This is a genomic window from Jeotgalibaca ciconiae (assembly GCF_003955755.1).
In the GTDB taxonomy this organism is placed as follows: Bacteria; Bacillota; Bacilli; order Lactobacillales; family Aerococcaceae; genus Jeotgalibaca; species Jeotgalibaca ciconiae.
The window spans coordinates 523,435-544,006 of the sequence record NZ_CP034465.1 but is presented as its reverse complement, the minus strand read 5'-3'; the positions used below and the strand labels follow the sequence as shown (position 1 = coordinate 544,006).

Below are 20,572 nucleotides of genomic sequence, written 5' to 3'. Positions count from 1 at the left end.
AATTAATCAAACTTGTTGTCTATAGATTGTAATACAACTTTGATAAAATAACTATCTATTTCAAAGTGATTTTTAAATAAAGTTAAAATAAAATGAATAAATAGTTGACTTACTTATTTGATTCTCATATAATACTTTCAAATCACAAAATTAAATAAAGAAAAAATCAATGATAAAGAGAGTAGATTAGATTATTTTTCTCAAGCGAATTGGGGTAGAGTGGAAGCCCAGTAGAAAAAACTAATTGAAGCGCACTTTATCGATGAAGAAGTGAACGGTTAGTAGCTTCTTCCGCAGATCTGGCGTTAACAAAATGAGGTGGATATGTCTATGAGCATGTCAACTAGAGTGGTACCGCGGATTAATATACCTTTAACCCGTCTCTTGCATATATGTGAGGGGCGGTTTTTTTGCGTTTCAAAATAGCTCCCTTCCAAATAAAAAAGTAAATAAAAAAAGGGGAATGTCTTATGTCTAAAGAAAAAATTGTATTAGCTTACTCAGGTGGATTGGATACATCGATTACGATTCCTTGGTTAAAAGAAAATTACGATAGTGAAATCATTGCTGTGTGTGTAGATGTCGGCCAAAAAGAAGATTGGGATGCAGTAGAGAAAAAAGCAATCGCTTCTGGTGCAAGTAAATTTTACTGTCCACACGTTGCAGATGAGTTTGCAGCAGATTTTATTTATCCAGCAATCTCTGCAAATGCGAAATATCAAGGAACCTACTTACTGGGAACTGCACTAGCTCGTCCGCTGATTGCAAAAAAATTAGTGGAAATTGCTCATCAGGAAAATGCGACAGCAATCTGTCATGGTTGTACTGGAAAAGGAAATGATCAAGTTCGTTTTGAAATGGGAATTGCGGCATTTGACTCCGAAATGAACGTCATTGCTCCTTGGCGTGAATGGAATATCAAATCGCGTGAAGATGCGATCGACTATGCGAATAAAAAGGGTATTCCCATTACTTCTACAAAAGAAAAAATTTATTCAGAAGATGAGAATTTGATGCATATCAGCCATGAAGGCGGCGATATTGAAAGTCCTGCTAATGCAGTAAATTATGCAGACATTCTACATATCACAAATGCACTTGAAAATACCCCTGATGAAGCGGAAGTAGTAACCATCACTTTTAACAAAGGACGTGCAACAGCTGTAAATGGTGAAGCATTGAAGCCGTCTGAAGTAGTCAGCACATTGAATACAATCGCTGGAAAACACGGCATCGGCGTTCTTGATTGGATCGAAGATCGTACAATCGGTATGAAATCACGTGGTATTTATGAAACACCAGGAGGCACGGTACTTCTGGAAGCACATGAGCGTTTGGAGAGTTTAACGCTGACAAAAGAAACCATTAAATTAAAAAAATATATTGGACTTGAACTTGCGGAGCTCGTTTATAACGGCCAATGGTACTCGCAAGCAAACTTAGCCATTCAAGCATTGATTAATCAAACGCAGGAATACGTGAACGGTGAAGTACAAGTTAAATTGTATAAAGGAAATATTTTGCCGCACAGCATCACAAGCCCAAATGAATTATTCGATGCGGATGTCTCTGGTTTTGGAGAAGACGACTTGTTTGACCACCATGATGCGAAAGGATTTATTAATATTATTACTCTGCCAACGAAAATTCAAAAGAGAAAAGGAATGATTTAATTATGGGCACACTCTGGGGTGGACGTTTTCAAGAAGCCGCATCCGATCTTATGCAAGAGTTTAATGAATCATTCTCGATCGATAAACGTTTATGGCAGGAAGATATCACAGCAAGCATCGCTCATGTAACCATGCTTGGGGATTGCGCTATTATTACAAAGGAAGAAAGTCAATTATTACAGACAGAACTTCACGAGCTTTATCATGCCATTGAGGCGAATCCTGAGTTATTAAGCGGGAATTACGAAGACATCCATAGTTTTGTGGAAGCGAAGATGATTGAAGCTTGTGGTGACACTGGTAAAAAAATGCATACTGCTAGAAGCCGGAATGATCAAGTAACTGTGGATATGAAGCTTTATGTTAAAAAGAGCTTAAATGAATTAAAAGAATTCGTTTTACAAATGATTCAAGCTTTCGAAGAAAAAGGAAAGGCGGTGGACGCTCTTATGCCAGCCTATACGCATTTGCAACGTGCACAAATTGTTCCTTTTTCCTATGTGTTAGATGCTTATGCAGCGATGTTTGAACGCGATGTAAAAAAGATTGAAGACAGTGTGGCTTTGCTTGATGAGAATCCACTCGGTGCAGGAGCACTGGCTGGAACTACTTATTCAATTGATCGTCAGCAGACGACTGACTTATTGGGATTCGCGAGTGTCCAAAGAAATACTTTGGACAGTGTCAGCAATCGGGATTTCATTATTGATGCATTGCAATGTTTCTCAAGTTTGATGATGCATATGAGTCGCTTTGCGGAAGATTTCATTATTTATTCCAGCCAAGAGTTTCAATTTGTAGAGTTGTCGGATCATTTTTCAACGGGAAGCAGTATGATGCCGCAAAAGAAAAATCCCGATGCTCTGGAATTGATTCGTGGAAAAGCAGCAAAAGTCATTAGTTTGCTAAATGCGATGTATGGGACAATGAAAGGTCTGCCTCTGAGTTATAACAAAGACATGCAAGAGGATAAAGCGATTTATTTTGAAGGGTTGGACACAACCGTCGCATGCGTTAAAATTTTAACAGGAGTAACGACTGAGCTGAAAGTGAATGAGAAAAGACTACAAGAAACGATTCACGAAGGATACCTAAATGCTACTGAATTAGCAGACTATTTGGTTCGTAAAGGTATCCCTTTTAGAGAAGCACATGAGATTGTTGGTCAAATGGTCTTGTATGCCATCGAAAAAGGTAGTCAATTACATGAGTTAAGCTTTGAAGAATTGACGTCATTTTCTTCGGTTATTGAAGAAGATATTTATCATGAATTACATCCTGAAACTATTTTACAACAAGGAATTAAAAAGGACATGCTAAACAAGTAAATACAAGTCGATGACAAAGAGAGTAGTTTATCTAGTTATTAGCAGCGAGATAAGGCAGAGTGGAAGCTTATCAATAACAGTTAAATGAACCGCACTTTAGAGACTAGTTAGTGAACGGTAGTAGCTAACTTCGCAAGCTGAGCGATAAAGCAGATTGAGTGGATAGGCTTAGTAGGTCTATCAATAAGAGTGGTACCGCGGGAACAGCCCGTCTCTATTTTAGGATAGAGGCGGGCTGTTTTTCTCTAAAATAAGAGAAAATGTTTTATTCATCCAGTGAGAGCTGTTTCTAAAAATCACTAGATGAATAAAATAAGTAATCTCATCTAGTGAGTAAATTTTAAATTTACCACTGGAAGAAATAAGGCGTTTATTTCATCTAGTGAACGAAAAAAATAATTCGACTAGATGAATCAAGCGCAAATTCAAGTTATATAAGACAAGGAGGAATGAAAGAATTGATTATTACAGCTGATGATAGAGCAGAGATATTAATTGACAGCTTAGGTTATATCCAAAAGTTTCATAATAAGATTGTTGTAATTAAGTATGGTGGAAACGCTATGTTAAATAATGAATTGAAAGCTTCCGTTATTAAGGACATTGTTCTTTTAAAGTATATTGGTATGAATCCTGTAATTGTTCATGGAGGGGGACCAGAAATTACCCAATTAATGGAATTAAAAGGAATCCATACAGAATTTGTTAATGGTCTGCGCGTAACAACGCCCGAAACGATGAAAGTAGCCGAGATGGTATTGACGGGGAGTATTTCTCCTGAAATTGCCTCTTTGTTTAATGCGAATGGCGTGCCTAGTGTCAGTATGAGTGGAAAAGATGGTAAGACAATCCTAGCCAAACAAAAAGATCCGGCTCTAGGATTGGTTGGCGAAGTTACTCAGATTAACACAGAGTATATCTTCAATTTGATCGAAGGAGGATATTTGCCTGTTGTTTCACCAATTGCATATGGAGAATCTGGAAGCAGTCTGAATATCAATTCAGATGAAGTAGCCAAACATTTAGCAACGGCTCTTGGCGCAGACAAATTAATTTTAATTACAGACGTGGATGGGGTACTGGCTGATCCCCAAGACAACAAGAGCCTTATTTCACGTTTGACACTAACCGAAATAAAAGATGCAATCAAAAGCGGAGTCATCACAGGCGGAATGATACCTAAAATGGATTGTTGTACAGGTGCAATTGAAGGCGGGGTAACCAGATGCCATATTATAAATGGTACAGTGCCTCATTCTATCATCATTGAATTATTCACCAAAGATGGTATTGGCACAATGGTAACAAATGAGGAGGATATTTATGAAAATGGAAATCGATAAACTATCCGTTATTCAAACAGCTAATCATAATTTGATGAACACATATGGTCGTTTTCCAGTTGTTTTTGTGGATGGATATGATTCAACGCTGATTGATTCTGAAGGAAAAGAATACACTGATTTCTTAGCTGGAATTTCTGTTACAAATTTAGGTTACAGCAACCCAAAAGTAAAAGATGCGATTATTCATCAAGCGAATACAATTATTCATACATCAAATAATTTTTATATCGAGCCGCAAGTAGCACTTGGAAAATTATTATGTGAACATTCCTTTGCATCAAAAGCTTTCTTTTGTAACTCAGGGGCAGAAGCAAATGAAGGTGCAATCAAGCTGGCACGGAAAAGTGCCTATCTCAAGTACGGCAGTGGAAAAAATGAAATTGTTGCAATGAAGGGATCATTCCACGGAAGAACCTTGGCAACCTTAAACATCACCGATAATGAAGCCTATAGAGAAGGTTATGGACCTCATCCAACGGGTTTCCTATTCACGCCATTTAATGACATTCAAGCACTTGAAAAAGTAGTCGGTAAAAATACTGCAGCCGTTATTGTAGAACCATTGCAAGGAGAAGGGGGGATTCATCCCGTTAATCTTGACTTTTTAGCAAAAGCACGAGAATTAACAGAAAAGTATGACTGTGCCCTTATCTTTGATGAAATTCAATGCGGAATGGGTCGTACTGGAAAGTTGTTTGCCTACGAACATTATGAAATCGAACCGGATATTATGACATTGGCGAAGGCACTTGCGAATGGCATACCGATCGGCGCTATTTTAGCAAAGGGAGATTATGCAGAAACATTTGCACCTGGTAATCATGGGACCACTTTTGGCGGCAATCAGATGGCGACGGCTGTAGGGAAAGCGACCCTTCAAGAAATATTGGAGAATAATTTAACGGATGAGGTTTACCGGAAAGGTCAGTACTTGAAAGCCAAGTTACAATCTTTGCAAGAAGAATTTGACCTAATAAAAAATGTTCGAGGTTTGGGTTTATTGCTAGGAATGGAATTGAATATCCAAGGAAGTGAAATTGTTAAAGAGATGTTAGCAAAGAGCTTCATTATTAATTGTACACAAGGAAATATATTACGTTTTATTCCACCGTTTACCATTACTGAAGCAGAGATAGACGCTATGGTTCTAGCACTAAAAGGTGTTTTAGAGGATAAAGGGGTGTAGATTTGAAAATACGTCAAACAACTTTTTCTGATATGCCAGATTTATTAGAAACTTTTGATTATGGGAGAAAGCTTCAAAGGGCGCTTGGCAATTACTACCAATGGCGTAATGGAGAACCCAACCAAAGCGTATTAGAACAAGATATTCGTGATGGAACAAGTTATGTTTGTGTGATTGATGAACATTCTAACTGTGATTTACCCATTGGAACGATCGTCGCCACTTTTTATTTATTGAAGGGAGAAAATGCTATCTTTAAAACTCTTAAAGACGGCACGTGGCTAAACCCATCTCCTTATGTAACCATTCACCGTATGTGCACAAACGGAAAAATAAAAGGTGCCAGCCAATTTTGTATGAAATGGATTATTGAACGCTATGACAATATCCGCATTTATACCCATGATACAAATAAACCAATGATTCATGTAATCGAAAAATATGGTTTTTCCTATTGCGGCAATATCTATCCGCCAGATGGAGAGCCAAGAAATGCTTATCAATATGCAGCGGACAATCAAATAAAGGAAGTGATGTAGTGGTAAAAGTAGGAATACTAGGAGCAAGTGGTTATGCAGGTGCAGAACTTGTACGATTATTGGTGCAAAGAGAAGATGTTGAGATTATTTTTGTGCATTCCAATAATTATGCAGAAATACCTTTTTCAAAACGTTATCCTCACTTGAAAGAAGTATTTGACAGCGAGTTTTCCGCAATGAACTTTGAGAATAATGAGTATTTTGATCAGGTTGATGTTTTATTTTGTGCCTTGCCTCATGCAAAGTCACAGATTGCAGTGAAATCTGCATTGGAAAAAGGGTTGAAGGTCATTGATTTGTCAGCGGATTTTCGTTTGAAGGATGCGGAAGTATATGAAGAATGGTATCAAACGAAGCATCAAGTTTCCGAAGCATTGGCACAAGCAGTTTATGGAATTCCGGAAATAAACCGGGAAGCTATAAAAGATACGAACCTGCTTGCAAATCCAGGGTGTTATCCGACTTCCATTATTTTGGGACTGTATCCACTATTAAAAGAAGGCTATACGACAAATGAAACCATCATATCTGATTCAAAATCAGGTATTTCTGGAGCAGGGCGTGGTTTAAAAGATGGGAATTTGTTCACTCAGGCTACAGAAACCATTCAGCCATATGCGGTCGGTTCACATCGTCATACGCCTGAAATTGAAGAGCAACTTTCATCCATTAGTGGAGAGAAAACAAGTCTTATGTTTGTCCCTCACTTAGCACCGATGCAAAGAGGCATTTTATCCACCATTTATATTAAAAATGAACGGAATTTATCGGAAGACCAACTTCTAGCTCTATACAATCAGTATTATGAAGAAGAAAAATTCGTACGTGTGTTGGAAAAAGGAGAAACGCCGACTACCAAGGCAGTTAGCGGATCAAATTATTGTGACATAGGATTAGCAGTCGATACACAATCAAATATGATTGTTATTATGTCCGTTATTGATAATTTAATCAAAGGAGCAAGCGGACAAGCAATTCAGAATATGAATCTGATGCTTGGTTTGGATGAAACAACAGGGTTAACGCAAGCGCCGATTTGGCCATAAAAATAAAAGAAAAAATAGGGAGTGTTCATATGTTTCAAGGAAAAAGCTTTTTAAAGGAAATTGATTTTAGCAGTGCCCAGTTAGAATATCTTATCGACTTTGCCATCCATCTGAAGGACCTAAAGAAACGCGGCATTCCACATGAATATTTAAAAGGACAAAATATTTGTTTATTATTTGAAAAAAATTCTACTCGTACAAGAGCTGCTTTTACTGTAGCAACAAATGATTTAGGGGCAGCCCCTGAATTTTTAGGAGCAAACGATGTCCATTTGAACGCAAAGGAATCCGTTGAGGACACAGCTAAAGTACTGGGTAGCATGTTCGATGGGATTGAATTCCGTGGCTTCAGTCAAGAAGTGGCAGAAGATTTAGCAAAATATGCAGGCGTTCCTGTCTGGAACGGTTTGACAGATGATTGGCATCCCACACAAATGATTGCGGATTATATGACTTTGAAAGAAGAGTTTGGAAAACTAGCTGGATTGAAACTAGTTTATTGTGGCGATGGTCGTAATAATGTTGCCAATAGCCTACTCGTTACAGGAGCAATCCTTGGAGTAAATGTGACGGTTGCTGCTCCAGAAAGTTTATTCCCAGAGCCAGCCTTAATCGATTTAGCAAAAGGATATGCGGAAAAATCCGGAGCAACTATTGAAGTAACAGAAGATGTGGATGCGGCGGTAGTGGATGCAGATGCTTTGTATACCGACGTATGGGTATCAATGGGAGAAGAGGATAAATTCGAAGAACGCATCAATTTGCTGAAAAAATATCAGATCAATAAAGAATTGACAGATAAAATTGAGAAAGAGTATATTTTCTTGCATTGTTTACCAGCCTTTCACGATGCAACAACCAGTTATGCAAAAGAAATCGCAGAGAAATTTGGTATGGCAGAAATGGAAGTAACGGATGAAGTCTTCCGCAGTCAGCAAGCACGTCAATTCCAGCAAGCAGAAAATCGGATGCACTCAATCAAAGCCATCATGGCCGCAACTAATGGAAATCTCTTTATCCCGGAAATAAAATAATTTAAAAGTTTGCTTGGTGTAAACGCAGATCAAGCAAGTTTTTAATAGACTAGGGGATTATAAGTTCAGCCATCAATGTCTAGCTCCCAAGTCCTGGCCTATTGAAAAAAAGATAAATTTGCCCCATTGCGCGCTTCGCTGCTCGCTAACGCATATCATTCGACTAACCCGCTGAAGCGTGAAGTCTCCTGACAATTCAGGGTCAAATTTCCTATTTTTTCATAGGCCAAGGCGGACTTGTCCGCTTTTCTTATAGTAAAAGGTTCATAGTTCAGCGCACGCTTGCCAACTATTCTCAAGTTTCAGCTTATAAATTTTGATATATTTACAGAAACAGATGTTCAAACAGGATCTTGAGGCTGAAGATCTTTATTTTCAAAAAATAACGATGTTCAGTAGGAAATTTAACGTTGAAGATCTTTATTCTAAAAAAATAAAGATCTTCAGGCTGTAAAATGAGCTTGAACATCTTTACTTTAGATTAGTGTACTATAAAATTTGCTTTCTACATCTGGCTCCCAAATCACTTGCTTAGTGAAAAAAATTTAACTCATTGCATGCTACTCATTAGGCCCCAATTTCTTTTTTTCATAGGACAGTTCAGTCTTCTCTCGCTTTTTTAATTGGCAAAGAGTCCGATTGTTTATTTTGATGAATGCTAAATGAGTTTTGCCTTTCTTTCTTCTTCGTTGTACAATATTTTACAATGAAGAAGTTGAAAGGGACATGTAGGTATGAAAAATAAAGTGGTTAAACCATTGTATCAGCAGGTTGCATTAAATCTTGCTCAACGTGTTGCGGAAGGCTATTATGCGGAAGGTGAAAAGCTACATACACGTTCAACGATAGCGAAATCTTATGACATCTCGCCAGAGACAGCTAGAAAAGCTGTGCAAGTATTGGATGACTTAGGGATTATGGAATCTTATCATGGTAGCGGCACATATGTGGCTTCGAGAGAAAAAGCTCAAACCTATGTCCGTCAATTCCAAGATGTTCAAACAATTGAAAATATGAAAAGCCAAATACTGGATAGCGTTGAACGGCAACAAAAAGAATGGAAAAACTTTTCCCAACTTTTAGATGATGTGATTACGCAGACGAGACAATCATACACGCTTAATCCATTTATCCCTTATGAATTAGTGCTGACAAAGGAAGCAGCCCATTTAGATCAAACCGTTGCAGATTTAAATGTTTGGCAAGAAACGGGAGCTACCATTGTTGCACTTATGCAAAATGAAAAATTACTATTATCACCAGGACCTTATGCAAAGTTAAATGAAAATGATACGATTTACTTTGTAGGGAATGAGTATTCACTGCAATATATGCGTAATTTTTTCTATCCCAAACCTTGACGCTCAATTAAAAAATTGGGCGTTTTTTCTTGTCAAAAGTGACTGTGTGTGCTAAGTTAGTATGGTCACTTTTCAGAAAACAGAAATGAAAACAAGGAGTGTGTAGATTTTGGCGAAAGTTACAGTTAAAAATCTAACAAAGATTTTTGGTAAAAAAACAAAACAAGCCCTACAAATGGTTGCACAAAATAAAGACAAAACTGAAATATTAGAAGCAACAGGAGCTACTGTAGGTGTCAATAATGTTAATTTAGAAATCAATGAAAATGAAATATTTGTTATTATGGGGCTATCAGGAAGCGGAAAGTCTACTTTAATTCGTTTATTGAATCGTCTTATTGAACCGACAGCCGGTGAAATTTACATTGATGATGAGAATATTGCAAAGTTAGGTAAAGAAGATTTACGAGAAGTGCGTCGTAATAAAATCAACATGGTTTTCCAAAACTTTGCACTTTTTCCACATCGAACGATTCTGGAAAACACTGAATTTGGATTAGAAATTCGCAACAAAGATAAAGCTGAGCGAACAGAGCGAGCGGAACAAGCTTTGGATAACTCAGGATTATTATCTTTCAAAGATCAATATCCAAGTCAACTTTCCGGTGGGATGCAGCAACGTGTTGGCTTAGCTCGCGCATTGGCAAATGATCCTGAAATTTTGTTGATGGACGAAGCTTTTTCAGCATTGGATCCATTGATTCGTCGTGATATGCAAGATGAGTTGATTGAATTACAAAAAACCGTTCATAAAACAATTATTTTTATTACTCACGATTTGAATGAAGCGTTACGGATTGGGGATCGAATCGCAATTATGAAAGATGGCGTCATTATGCAAGTAGGAACGGGTGAAGAAATCCTTACCAATCCTGCAAATGATTATGTACGTGATTTTGTTGAGGAAGTTGATCGTTCGAAAGTTCTCACTGCAGAGAATATTATGGAACCTGCTATTCGAGCAAATATTCATAGTGACGGTCCAAGTGTTACATTAAATAGAATGCGCCAAGAAGGCATTGATTTGTTAATGGCTGTAGATAAAGATCGACAACTGGAAGGATACATTGCTGCTGATGATTTATTAGAAGCGAACCGTCAAGAAAAATCATGGGCTGATGCCATCAATAAAAATGTGACCCGAGTTGATAAAGACACACTGGTCGCTGATTTATTCCATACAATGAATGAATCACCAGCGCCAGTTGCAGTAGTTGATGATAATCAGCTTCTTGGTGTTATCCGAAGAGGAACGATTAGTGATGCTTTAGCAAAAACAAATGAGGTGAGTAAGTAGTCATGGATTTTTTACAAATGCCATTGCCAGTTGCTGAATTGGTAGATGGATTAACGCGATGGTTAACAAATACTTTCTCTGGATTATTTAGTTTTATACAAATGATTGGGGAAGCAATGATGAATGGAATGACTGGAGTACTGCTAATGTTCCCTCCACTTTTATTTATCATTTTATTAACAGTTTTTATGTTTTTTATGTCTCGCAAGAAAATTGGTTTAACGGTATTTACCCTGGTTGGATTGTTGTTTATCTACAATCAAGGTTTATGGAATAATTTAATGAATACTGTCACCCTAGTGATTGCAGCGAGTTTGATATCCATTGTTATTGGGATTCCACTCGGGATTTTGATGGCGAAGAACAAAATCGCTCTTGATATTATTACTCCGATTCTTGATTTTATGCAAACTATGCCAGCTTTTGTTTACTTAATTCCAGCAGTTGCTTTCTTCGGAATTGGTATGGTTCCTGGAGTATTTGCTTCTGTAATCTTTGCCTTGCCTCCCACTGTACGTTTTACGAATTTGGGAATTCGTCAGGTTCCAACTGATTTAACAGAAGCATCCGAATCATTTGGAAGTACCGGATGGCAGAAATTATTTAAGTTAGAATTGCCTCTAGCAAAAGAAACGATTTTTGCTGGAATCAATCAAACAACTATGTTGGCATTATCAATGGTTGTTACTGCATCTATGATTGGAGCACCCGGCTTAGGAGAAGGGGTCCTGACTGCTTTACAACGTGCTGAAATTGGCAGTGGATTCGTTAGTGGTGTTTCTTTAGTAATCTTAGCGATTATTATCGACCGCATCACACAGAACTTGAATCAACCGCGAAGAGCATTAAGTCCGGCAAAAGCAAAACAAAAAAGACGTGTAACACTCATCGGAGCTGTTACTGCGATTCTATTGATTCTTGGTGGATCTGTATACTTTGCTGTGACACAAGACAGCAGCAAAAATGTCAGCTTAGCGAGTATGCAATGGGATAGCGAGATGGCTTCTGCAAATGTAGTAGCGGAAGTATTAGAAGATTTAGGATATAATGTTTCGATTACTTATCTTGACAATGCCGTTATGTGGAACTCAGTTGCAACTGGAGAATCCGATGCAACGGTAGCACCTTGGTTGCCGACAACACAAGGTGCTTTATATGAGCGCTACGGAGATCAGATGATGGACTTGGGTCCAAACTTGATTGGCGCTCAAAACGGCTTGGCTGTACCGACTTATATGGATATCGATTCGATTGAAGATCTAACAGACGAAGCTGGTAAAAATATTGTTGGGATTGAGCCGGGCGCAGGAATAACTGAATTGGCTCAACAATTGCCACAAATCTATGATAATCTGAGTGATTGGAAGATTGGTACTTCATCAACAGGAGCTATGACAGTAGAACTTGGTCAAGCAATCGAAAATCAGGAAGATATTATTGTTACCGGTTGGACGCCGCACTGGATGTTCGCCGATTATGATTTGAAATTTTTAGAAGATCCGTTGAATGCGATGGGCGAGATAGAAGAAATCAGAACCTTTACAAGAGATGGATTTGACGAAGATATGCCAGAAGTTTATCAAGTACTTGATAATTTCCATTGGACTGTTGAAGATATGCAAAGCGTCATGCTAGATATGAGTGAAGGCCTTGATCCAAAAACTGCTGCTCGTAATTGGATTGAAAGTAATCCGGAAAAAGTAGCCGAATGGATTGAGTAAAAACAAGGGTTATTACTTTGATATTTCACTCAGCTTGTTATACTAAACGTGTAGGTAGATGAGCAAAGATCCAGAAAGGATGATGGAGAAATGCATAAAAAGATACCAAAAGTTACGTTGAATGATGGAAGCAAGCTGCCAGCTGTAGGATTAGGAACTATTTCGTTAAAAGGTGCAACAGGAGTCAATGAGTTGTTAAGCGCATTTAATCTTGGTTATCGCTTGATAGATACCTCGACAAATTATGAAAATGAAGGAACGGTCGGAGAAGCAATTCGACGTTCTGGAATCCCGCGCGAAGAATTTATCATCAGTTCTAAATTGCCGGGAAGCCATCACGCACATGATGAGGCTATTTTGATGATTCAGGAACAGGCATATCGAATAGGTTTGGATTACTTTGATAAATATTTAATTCATTGGCCTAATCCAAAGGTTGGTATGTATGTAGATGCGTGGAAAGCATTGATTGATGCACAAAAATTCGGTTTGATTCGAACGATTGGCGTTTCGAATTTCCTTCCAGAACATCTGGATCGTATAATAGAAGAAACGGGTGTAACACCAGCAACCAATCAGATTGAATTACATCCTTACTTCAATCAAGAAGAGCTGCGTGAATATCACGCGAAAAAGGGAATCATCACAGAGTCATGGAGTCCGTTCGGAAGAGAAAAAAATGACGTTTTAGAAGATGAAACGATTTTAGCGATTGCAAAGCAACATAAAAAGACGGCGGCGCAAGTCATTGTCCGTTGGAATATTCAATTAGGAAACTTGCCAATTGTAAGGTCTGGAAATCACGAGCATCAAAAAGAAAATTTAGCTGTTTTTGATTTCGAATTATCACAAGATGAAATGAACCAGATTGCCAAATTGACAAAACCAGATGGACGGATTGAAGATCAAGATCCAGCAGAATACGAAGAGTTTGTTTAAAATAAGTCCCGAAGAATTTGTATGTAAAATTCTTTGGGGCTTTTTTTGTATACTAGGGAATTATAAGTTCAGCCATCAATGTCTAGCTCCTAAGTCCTGGCCTAGTGAAAAAAAGATAAATTTGCCCCATTGCGCGCTTCGCTGCTCGCTAACGCATATCATTCGACTAACCCGCTGAAGCGTGAAGTCTCCTGACAATTCAGGGTCAAATTTCCTATTTTTTCATAGGCCAAAGCGGACTTGTCCGCTTTTCTAATAGTCAGCAATAAAACTGCTTTTTCTCAAAACAGAGAAAAGAGAAAGTATCATACGGAAAATAATTCTATGTTTTCTTAGAATCCATGCGAATGATTTGACATCTTCTATAGCTGTGTTAAACTAAAATAGAGCTTACGTTTACAGTTGTAAACGAATTAAGGAGGAATTAAATTGAAAACAAAAGAAAAGAATCATGATCACCAACATCACGACCAACATCATCACGCTAATCATGAACAGCACGAGGGACACCGTCACACTAATCATCATGAAGAACATGACCATCATAACCACGAAGGCGGACATGAGCATCATCATCATCATGGCAACTTTAAGGAAATTTTGCTGAAATCATTGCCATTGGGAATTCCAATTTTAATTTTATCACCGATGATGGGAGTGACCTTGCCATTCCAGTTTACGTTTCCGTACTCAGATATTTTGGTAGTAATTTTATCAACCATTTTACTGGTTTATGGAGGGAAGCCATTTTACCAAGGAGCGTTAGATGAATTTAAGCAAAAAGCACCGGGCATGATGGCATTAATTACGTTAGGAGTCTCCGTTTCTTATGTTTACAGTGTTTACGCAGTCATAGCCTACTACCTAACCGGCGAACACGTAATGGATTTCTTCTTTGAGTTCGCTTCGTTAATCTTAATTATGCTTTTGGGACATTGGATTGAGATGAAAGCAGTTGGTGATGCCGGAGATGCCCAACAATCTTTGGCTGAATTATTGCCCAAAGATGCTCATGTAGTGTTAGAAGATGATTCGATTGAAACGCGTTCCATTTCCGAACTACAAGTGGGTGATGTAGTTCGTGTACAGGCAGGGGAAAATATTCCAGCAGATGGGAAAATTGTTCGCGGGGAATCAAGGGTCAATGAAGCTCTCTTGACTGGAGAATCGAAACCAATAGAAAAACAAAAAGGTGACGAAGCGATTGGTGGTTCAACAAATGGAGAAGGTGTTTTGTACATTGAAGTGAAAGAAACAGGAGACAAATCCTTTATTTCTCAAGTGCAAACATTGATCAGCCAAGCAAATAATCAACCGTCACGGGCAGAAAATATGGCAAGCAAAGTTGCTGGCTGGTTGTTTTATATCGCTGTAATAGCAGCAATAATTGCGTACCTGGTATGGATATTTGTTGCAGATATTGAAACGGCCGTTTTATTTACCGTAACGACATTAGTCATCGCTTGTCCTCATGCACTCGGTTTAGCGATTCCTCTTGTCGTTGCGAGAAGTACAAGTCTGGGAGCAAGTCGGGGACTATTAGTGAAGAATCGAGAAGCATTGGAGTTAGCTAAAAAAGCCGATATTATGGTTCTGGATAAAACGGGTACTTTAACAACGGGCGAATTTAAAGTGTTAGATGTTGGAGTAGTTAATGATCAATATTCAGTTGATGAAATTACCGCAATAATGGCTGGACTAGAAGGTGGATCCAGTCATCCTATCGCCCAGTCGATTGTAAAACATGCAGAAGAGAAAAGTATTAAAGCTGTTAACTTTGATGAAATGGAAGTCATTTCAGGAAGTGGTATTGAAGGCAGGGCAAATGGCAAGCACTATCGTTTGATTAGCCAAAAAGCTTATGGAAAAGATTTAATGATTGAAATTCCAAAAGGTGCTACTTTGAGTGTTTTAATAGAAGATGATAAAGCGATTGGTTCGGTAGCTTTGGGAGATGAATTAAAAGAAAGCAGTAAAGAATTGGTTGAAGCTTTAAAATCATATGGAATTGAACCTCTAATGGCCACGGGAGATAACGAAACTGCAGCACAAGGGGTAGCAGAAGAATTAGGAATTAATTATCGCGCTAGTCAGTCCCCACAAGATAAATATAACTTGATCGAACAACTAAAAAATGAAGGAAAAACGGTCATCATGGTTGGAGATGGTGTAAATGATGCACCTTCGCTTGCTCTAGCAGACGTTGGAGTTGCGGTTGGAGCAGGTACACAAGTGGCTCTTGATTCCGCAGATGTTGTTTTGACCCAATCGGATCCTGGAGATATCGAGTCATTTATTGAATTAGCCAATAAAACAACGCGAAAAATGAATGAAAATCTACTTTGGGGAGCGGGTTACAACTTTATCGCGATTCCATTGGCCGCAGGTGTTCTAGCACCAATCGGCATTTCAATAAGCCCGGCAGTTGGAGCCATTCTGATGTCTCTATCTACTGTTATTGTAGCGATTAACGCCATGCTACTGAAACTAGACAAGAAATAAAATTTTTAATACGCAAAATAGAGAGTGGGAAAAAAGGCGTTTAGATCCGAATCACTGGAACGAATAAGCACAGGATGGACGAAGACCATCCGCGCATGATTCGTGAAGTGGATGTCGGATCTGCCTTTTTGAGCACGTTTACACCACTATTATTCGTTAATACTAGAGGGCCGGGAATTTTTTCCCGGCCCCTTTTTATGCCTTCAATGTCTCCGGGACTATCCTATTTTTCTTATTTTGGAGTTCATCAGGTAAAAGGAACTATTAATTTGCCTGCTTTGCCTGATAAAATCAATTTATCAAGGAAAGTCTTGATTTTTATCGTCACTTTTCCCTGATAAGTAATCGATATCAAGGAAAGCCCGCATTTAAATACCTTGTTTTCCCTGATAAATTTCCCAAATTCTTCTAGCTTTATTTTATTTTTGTGAGTCAGAGTAAAATTTTCTGAGTTCATAAAACAAACAGCTGTGAAACCTCTGAAATTAGACGGTAGTTTTTTTCTTCGGTATAATTTCTATAAGAGGGGAGAGCAAACGTATGAAGAAAATAACCATTTTAATTCCAGCTTATAATGAAGAAGAAGTATTGCCGCAATTAATGGAACGGTTAAATAAAGTGACGCGTTCAATTCCTCAATATGCATTTGAATATTTATTTATTAATGATGGAAGTTCTGATCAAACATTAGAAATTTTAAAAAAACAGAAGATACAGGATTCAAGAATCCGTTATATGGATCTGTCTCGTAATTTTGGGAAAGAAACTGCTATGTTGGCTGGTTTTGACAACGCTAGAGGTGATGCAGTGATTATTTTGGATGCAGATCTGCAACAACCGCCAGAAACAATTCCGGAAATGATACAGTGGTGGGAGCAGGGGTATGAAGATGTCTACGCAATCCGTAAAAAACGTGATGGTGAAACACGTCGAAAAGAATGGACCTCCAAAATATTTTACAAAGTGATCGACAAAATGTCTCCTACAAAAGTCTATCCTCAAGCCGGCGATTTCCGATTGCTGGATCGAAAATGTATTGATGCATTGAAGCAAATCCGCGAAAATGAGCGCTATACAAAAGGGATGTATGGCTGGATTGGTTTTAAGAAAAAAGAAATCCAATACGTTGCAGATGAAAGGGCAGCAGGAGTGACTAAATGGAGTTGGTCAAATTTATTTAAATTGGCGATGGATGGCATCACTTCTTACAGTACTGTGCCGCTAAAAATTTGGTCTTATATTGGTTTCTTTATTTCTTTTATCGCTTTTCTTTTTTTAGCATTTGAAATTGGAAAAACATTTTTGTTTGGAACAGATGTTGCTGGATATCCTACTTTGTTGGCAGCGATTTTATTTCTAGGGGGAATTCAGTTGATTTCATTAGGTGTGATCGGTGAATATTTAGGAAGAGTCTTTGTAGAAACAAAAAGAAGACCTCCCTATTTTATTCGAGAAACTTCTGAAGATGAGTCAATAGAAACGGATGATAAGGATGGAATAGAATAATGAAGCAACTCAAGAAATTTTATATTCGTAATCAAGAATGGATTGATTATATTATATTTGGCGCGTTAACGACACTGGTAAACATTGTTGTCTTCTTTGTATTAGAGACTTTGATGAATATACCGTATTTAATTGCCAATGCTATTGCTATTATTTTATCTATTTTGTTTGCTTTTTATACGAACAAAAAGTTTGTCTTTAAATCAAAACCCGCTACTTTTAAAGAATCTTTTCGAGAATTTTATCTTTTTGTCGGTTTTCGTTTAGTATCAGGTTTTTTTGATATGGCAAGTATGTGGCTTTTAGTTGATATCTTATTTGTTGAAACCAATATGGCAAAAATACTTACTCAGTTCATTGTGCTTGTTCTTAATTACTTATTTAGTAAACTTATTATTTTTAAGCGAAATGAGGTGTAAGCATGGAAATGCAACCCATTCAAAAACGTACATGGCTTTTATACACCTTGTTTTTTATGGGAATGGTTCTATTTATTTATGGATACTTTATGATGACAGGTACTTCCTTTATCTGGCAAGGAGATGGCTTTTCACAGCATTATCAGCTGTTTTATGATTATGTAGGAAAATTACAAGGATTGCTGGCGGGAAATGGTTTTGCATTTTGGGATTGGACAATCGGTATGGGTGCTGATACCTTAATTTCTTATGGTTATTATGTAGTTGGGGATCCCTTCGTTTATTTAGGAATCCTTTTTCCTGAATCTTTACGTGAATTAGCTTATCATCTTCTACTTCTAGCACGTTTGTGGTGTATTGGAGCGAGCTTTTTATTTTATGCTCAAAAAATAAAATTATCTCATAAAGCAGGGGTATTGGGAGCGATCATGTACGCCTTCAGCCATTATGCAATTTATAATGTAACACGGCACCCTTTTTTTCTCTTGCCGCTCGTTTGGTATCCATTGCTTTGTTTAGGTGTAGAAAAAATATTGCGCAAAGAATCAGCTGCGCTTTTCACTGTTATGGTAGCAGTTAGTGCTATCGCAAACTTTTACTTTTTTTATAAATTAACCTTACTGGTGTTGTTATATGGTATGGTACGTTATGGTTTTTTGTATGGGTTTCATTCTTGGAGAGAAACCTTTCGAATGATTTGGCAATGTGTTTTATCGTATTTAATTGGAGTGATGCTTTCAGCTGTTATTTTTCTTCCGATAGCAGGAGGATTTTTAAATGCTTCTCGAAGTCCAGAAGGTACAGCCACTTCTCTACTCTATTATCCACTTGAATATTATGGGTTACTTCTAGTAAATTTTTTTACGCCAGGGTCTGCTTTCTGGACAGTGGGTGGCTTCTCTATTTTTACTTTATTTTCCTTGTTTTTTCTATGGAAGAGAAGGAGACACGATCCAGCTCTTTTGACTGTGTTGCTGATATTGGGAATCTTCACGCTCATGCCATTCTTTGGTTCCGTTATGAATGGATTCGCCGGTCCTTATAATCGCTTTACTTTTGCTATCCCTTTTTATCTTGCGATCGCTAGTGGACGTTTTTTGGAAGAACGAGAAAGAATGAAGAAAAAAGAATTTTACTGGATGAGCGGAGGCTTACTCTTTTTTACCATTTTGTATATCGCTGCTATGCTTGTTTATGGAGATTTATTAGTTTTCTCGTTACCGATAGTAATTGGTTGGATTTTGTGGAGCTTGTTGATTTGGGAGCATCGTGTAAAAAAGGGAAATGCTACGAATTTATTGCTTATTTTTGTTGCCATAAATATGGCCGGGAATGCAATGGCATTTTATTATCCGATTGGCAGAAATACCATGAACACCATGCTTGATTACGGCAAAGCAGAAGAGTCTTATGCAGACTTATTCGCTGGGTTAGAAAAAAATTTGCCACAAAATGAATGGTATCGAGTAGGGGTTACTTCAAGAGACAATCATGTGAAGAATCAATTTACGTACTTGAATTTGATGGGACTGAACTCTTACCTCTCAATTACGGATGGAGATATTTCTCAGTTCGCGGAAGAACTGGAAGTTGGAAGCTTCCAATTAATTCAGCCTCTTCGGAATGGGTTCGATGGCCATCGCATCGTGAATCATTTACTTGGAGTGCGCTTTATACTGACGAACCAAGAGAATGTGGCTTACCTTCCTGAAGGGTATGACATCATTCATGAGAAAGATGGTTATGTAGTTGCTGAAACAAAAAATGCCTATCCATTCGCATATGTAGAAAATACTTATCTTCCTTACTCGCGATTTGCGAAATTGAATCCCATTGAAAAAGAAGCTTTTTTAGCAAAGGGAATTGTTTTGGACGACGAAATTGAAATTGCAGGCTTGCACCTTTTTGATGAGGAGATAGGAGTCGATATTATTCCATTTGAAGTAGTAGAGAGGGAAAATTTGTCAGAACAAGAAGGTAATTCCTTTGAAGTTACAGAAGAGAAAGCACAAGTTACATTAAAAATGTTAGATTCTAAAGAATTAATTGGGAAAGAATTATTTGTTTACTTGGAAGGCTTACAATACGAACCATATGAAGATCATACTCTTTTAAATCAAGAAGATACAAGCTACTGGACAAGAGTAAAAATGGGCGATTTAGAAAAGAGTATTGGGCAATCCGATCAATACAGTTTTAGTTCTTATTTTCATCGTGAAACGATGCTTTTCAATATGGGATATGTGGAAGAAGTGGAAGATGAACTAACGATTCAGTTTGACGATACCGGTCATTACGAAGTGGAAAATGTGACATTGTATGCACTACCCGTATCACAAGAAGAAGATGAAAAAGTTGCTTCTCAAAAATGGGACAATGCATTAAAGCTACATACATTTGATAATGAAAGAATTGAAGGAATGATACAACAAGATAATCCCGGCTTGCTTGTACTATCGATTCCTTATACAAAAGGTTGGAAAGCAAGTATCAACGGCGAAAAAATTGATACAGTAAAAACGAATTTAGGTTTTATTGGTGTACCTCTTTCATCTGGTAAATCAGAAGTTGTGCTACAGTATCAGACACCCTTATTAAGAACCGGAATGTTGTTAAGTTTTATTGGATTCGTTTTACTAGTTTATAAGCATCGATCTCAATTGAAGTAAAAAGAC

General features: G+C 37.8%; 15 protein-coding genes and 2 other annotated features. All 15 genes read left to right on the top strand.

From position 1 onward, the window contains the following. The first annotated feature begins 160 nt into the window (after positions 1-160). Positions 161-388 (top strand) — a binding site (T-box leader). An 82-nt stretch (positions 389-470) separates the two neighbouring features. Further along, positions 471-1,673, top strand: a complete 1,203-nt coding sequence (locus EJN90_RS02475; protein WP_126108716.1) for an argininosuccinate synthase — start codon at positions 471-473, stop codon at positions 1,671-1,673. Positions 1,674-1,675: 2 nt separating this feature from the next. Continuing rightward, positions 1,676-3,001 carry an argininosuccinate lyase gene (gene argH / locus EJN90_RS02470; protein WP_126108715.1) on the top strand — a complete coding sequence of 442 codons (1,326 nt, stop codon included), beginning with the start codon at positions 1,676-1,678 and terminating at the stop codon, positions 2,999-3,001. 1 nt (position 3,002) lies between these two features. Continuing rightward, positions 3,003-3,220: a binding site (T-box leader), on the top strand. A gap of 230 nt (positions 3,221-3,450) precedes the next feature. Further along, the gene (gene argB / locus EJN90_RS02465) at positions 3,451-4,344 is read left to right on the top strand and encodes an acetylglutamate kinase (RefSeq protein ID WP_227872557.1); all 894 of its coding nucleotides are present in this window, start codon (positions 3,451-3,453) and stop codon (positions 4,342-4,344) included. Further along, a complete protein-coding gene (locus EJN90_RS02460; RefSeq protein ID WP_227872556.1) occupies positions 4,325-5,533 on the top strand; it encodes an aspartate aminotransferase family protein in 1,209 nt (402 codons plus the stop codon). Before argB ends, EJN90_RS02460 begins: the two co-directional genes overlap by 20 nt. Positions 5,534-5,535: 2 nt before the next feature. Further along, on the top strand, positions 5,536-6,072 hold the full coding sequence (locus EJN90_RS02455; RefSeq protein ID WP_126108714.1) for a GNAT family N-acetyltransferase: 537 nt from the start codon (positions 5,536-5,538) through the stop codon (positions 6,070-6,072). Further along, complete coding sequence (gene argC, locus EJN90_RS02450; RefSeq protein WP_126108713.1) at positions 6,072-7,118, top strand: N-acetyl-gamma-glutamyl-phosphate reductase; 1,047 nt, start codon at positions 6,072-6,074, stop codon at positions 7,116-7,118. The genes EJN90_RS02455 and argC overlap by 1 nt, the downstream gene beginning before the upstream one ends. A 29-nt stretch (positions 7,119-7,147) precedes the next feature. Then, positions 7,148-8,152, top strand: coding sequence for an ornithine carbamoyltransferase (gene argF / locus EJN90_RS02445; RefSeq protein ID WP_126108712.1), 1,005 nt, complete (start codon positions 7,148-7,150; stop codon positions 8,150-8,152). A 734-nt stretch (positions 8,153-8,886) separates the two neighbouring features. Continuing rightward, complete coding sequence (locus tag EJN90_RS02440) at positions 8,887-9,513, top strand: GntR family transcriptional regulator (protein ID WP_126108711.1); 627 nt, start codon at positions 8,887-8,889, stop codon at positions 9,511-9,513. Between the two features lie 109 nt (positions 9,514-9,622). After that, positions 9,623-10,810, top strand: coding sequence for a quaternary amine ABC transporter ATP-binding protein (locus EJN90_RS02435; protein WP_126108710.1), 1,188 nt, complete (start codon positions 9,623-9,625; stop codon positions 10,808-10,810). 2 nt (positions 10,811-10,812) lie between these two features. After that, positions 10,813-12,531: an ABC transporter permease/substrate binding protein gene (locus EJN90_RS02430; RefSeq protein ID WP_126108709.1), complete on the top strand. Its 1,719-nt coding sequence runs from the start codon at positions 10,813-10,815 to the stop codon at positions 12,529-12,531. Between the two features lie 90 nt (positions 12,532-12,621). Further along, a complete protein-coding gene (locus tag EJN90_RS02425) occupies positions 12,622-13,470 on the top strand; it encodes an aldo/keto reductase (RefSeq protein ID WP_126108708.1) in 849 nt (282 codons plus the stop codon). A 423-nt stretch (positions 13,471-13,893) separates the two neighbouring features. Continuing rightward, positions 13,894-15,972, top strand: coding sequence for a copper-translocating P-type ATPase (locus tag EJN90_RS02420; RefSeq protein ID WP_126108707.1), 2,079 nt, complete (start codon positions 13,894-13,896; stop codon positions 15,970-15,972). A gap of 540 nt (positions 15,973-16,512) precedes the next feature. Continuing rightward, a complete protein-coding gene (locus EJN90_RS02415; protein ID WP_126108706.1) occupies positions 16,513-17,478 on the top strand; it encodes a glycosyltransferase family 2 protein in 966 nt (321 codons plus the stop codon). Next, positions 17,478-17,897: a GtrA family protein gene (locus EJN90_RS02410; protein WP_126108705.1), complete on the top strand. Its 420-nt coding sequence runs from the start codon at positions 17,478-17,480 to the stop codon at positions 17,895-17,897. The genes EJN90_RS02415 and EJN90_RS02410 overlap by 1 nt, the downstream gene beginning before the upstream one ends. Positions 17,898-17,899: 2 nt before the next feature. Continuing rightward, entirely contained in the window at positions 17,900-20,566 is a 2,667-nt protein-coding gene (locus EJN90_RS02405) for a YfhO family protein (RefSeq protein WP_126108704.1), read from the top strand. Positions 20,567-20,572 lie beyond the last annotated feature (6 nt).

What these genes read in the sequence shown, in the direction of transcription:
- EJN90_RS02430 (WP_126108709.1), top strand. Translation starts at nt 10,813, where the DNA reads ATGGATTTTTTACAAATGCCATTGCCAGTTGCTGAATTGGTAGATGGA.
- EJN90_RS02440 (WP_126108711.1), top strand. Translation starts at nt 8,887, where the DNA reads ATGAAAAATAAAGTGGTTAAACCATTGTATCAGCAGGTTGCATTAAAT.
- argF (WP_126108712.1), top strand. Translation starts at nt 7,148, where the DNA reads ATGTTTCAAGGAAAAAGCTTTTTAAAGGAAATTGATTTTAGCAGTGCC.
- EJN90_RS02425 (WP_126108708.1), top strand. Translation starts at nt 12,622, where the DNA reads ATGCATAAAAAGATACCAAAAGTTACGTTGAATGATGGAAGCAAGCTG.
- argH (WP_126108715.1), top strand. Translation starts at nt 1,676, where the DNA reads ATGGGCACACTCTGGGGTGGACGTTTTCAAGAAGCCGCATCCGATCTT.
- EJN90_RS02475 (WP_126108716.1), top strand. Translation starts at nt 471, where the DNA reads ATGTCTAAAGAAAAAATTGTATTAGCTTACTCAGGTGGATTGGATACA.
- EJN90_RS02405 (WP_126108704.1), top strand. Translation starts at nt 17,900, where the DNA reads ATGGAAATGCAACCCATTCAAAAACGTACATGGCTTTTATACACCTTG.
- EJN90_RS02410 (WP_126108705.1), top strand. Translation starts at nt 17,478, where the DNA reads ATGAAGCAACTCAAGAAATTTTATATTCGTAATCAAGAATGGATTGAT.
- EJN90_RS02460 (WP_227872556.1), top strand. Translation starts at nt 4,325, where the DNA reads ATGAAAATGGAAATCGATAAACTATCCGTTATTCAAACAGCTAATCAT.
- EJN90_RS02415 (WP_126108706.1), top strand. Translation starts at nt 16,513, where the DNA reads ATGAAGAAAATAACCATTTTAATTCCAGCTTATAATGAAGAAGAAGTA.
- argB (WP_227872557.1), top strand. Translation starts at nt 3,451, where the DNA reads ATGAAAGAATTGATTATTACAGCTGATGATAGAGCAGAGATATTAATT.